The 1,429-nt window shown below is 33.4% G+C and carries 1 protein-coding gene; it reads left to right on the plus strand.

The window, feature by feature from the left end; all coding sequences use genetic code 11:
* On the plus strand, positions 1-1,429 hold a 1,429-nt coding region (locus COX77_03480; GenBank protein PIZ98770.1), incomplete at both ends, for a restriction endonuclease subunit R.

Genomic DNA, 1,429 nt, shown 5'->3' on the forward strand with positions numbered 1-1,429 from the left:
CGAAGGACTTGGACAAGCAAAAGACTATGCTAAAAAACTTCAAATACAATATTCTTATTCAACTAACGGAAAAGAAATCTATCAGGTCGATATGAAGACCGGTAAAGAAGAAGATATATTAAACTTTCCAACTCCAGAGGAATTATGGAATAAAGTATTTTTAGATCAGAATGAATGGAAAGAAAAATTTACAACAGTTCCATATGAAGATATTGGCGGGACAAAAAAAATGCGCTACTATCAAGAAATTGCCGTTAATAATACGCTTAGCGCAATTGCTGAAAATAAACAAAGAATCCTTTTAACTTTGGCAACCGGAACAGGAAAAACATTTATTGCCTTTCAAATTGCCTGGAAACTTTTCCAAACCAGATGGAATTTAAAACACGACGGAGTAAGGCAACCAAGAATTTTGTTTTTAGCTGACAGAAATATTTTAGCTGATCAGGCTTTTAATTCTTTTTCTCCATTTCCAGAAGATGCTCTTGTTCGTATTAACCCGTTAGATATTAGAAAGAAAGGCAATGTCCCAACCAATGGAAGCGTCTTCTTTACAATTTTTCAAACTTTCATGAGCGGAACAAACAATACTTCATATTATGGAGATTATCCAAAAGATTTTTTTGATTTTATTATTATTGACGAATGTCATAGAGGTGGAGCAAATGATGAAGGTAATTGGCGAGGAATTCTAGAATATTTTTCACCAGCCGTGCAACTTGGATTAACTGCTACACCAAAAAGAAAAGATAATGTTGATACTTATAAATATTTTGGTGAACCTGTTTATATTTATTCTTTGAAGGAGGGAGTTAATGACGGATTTCTTACACCTTTTAAAGTAAAAAGAATTAAGACAACTATAGATGATTATATCTATACTTCTGACGATCAAATTATTGAAGGCGAAGTCGAAGAAGGAAAGATTTATACTGAACCGGATTTTAATAGAACGATTGAGATTAAAGAGCGCGAAGCAAAGCGAGTAAAAGTAGTATTGGAGGAGATTAAAGAAAACGAAAAAACAATTATTTTTTGTGCCAATCAAGGACATGCACTTTTAGTACGAGATTTGGTAAACAAACTTAAGAAAAATCCCAATCCTTTTTATTGCGTTAGAGTGACCGCTAAAGACGGTGCTCGTGGAGATCAATATTTACGAGAATTTCAGGATAATGAAAAAACTATTCCTACAATTTTGACTACATCTCAAAAACTTTCAACCGGAGTTGATGCTCGCAATATTCGTAATATTGTTTTGATGCGATCAATTAATACCATGATTGAATTTAAACAAATCATTGGTCGAGGGACAAGGCTTTTTGATGGTAAAGAATATTTTACGATTTTAGATTTTGTTGATGCGTATAAACATTTTTCCGATCCAGAGTGGGACGGCGAACCGATTGATTTAACATCAGAGGGAAAA

The sequence above is a fragment of the Candidatus Komeilibacteria bacterium CG_4_10_14_0_2_um_filter_37_10 genome (genome assembly GCA_002793075.1).
Classification (GTDB): domain Bacteria; phylum Patescibacteriota; class Patescibacteriia; order UBA1558; family UBA1558; genus UM-FILTER-37-10.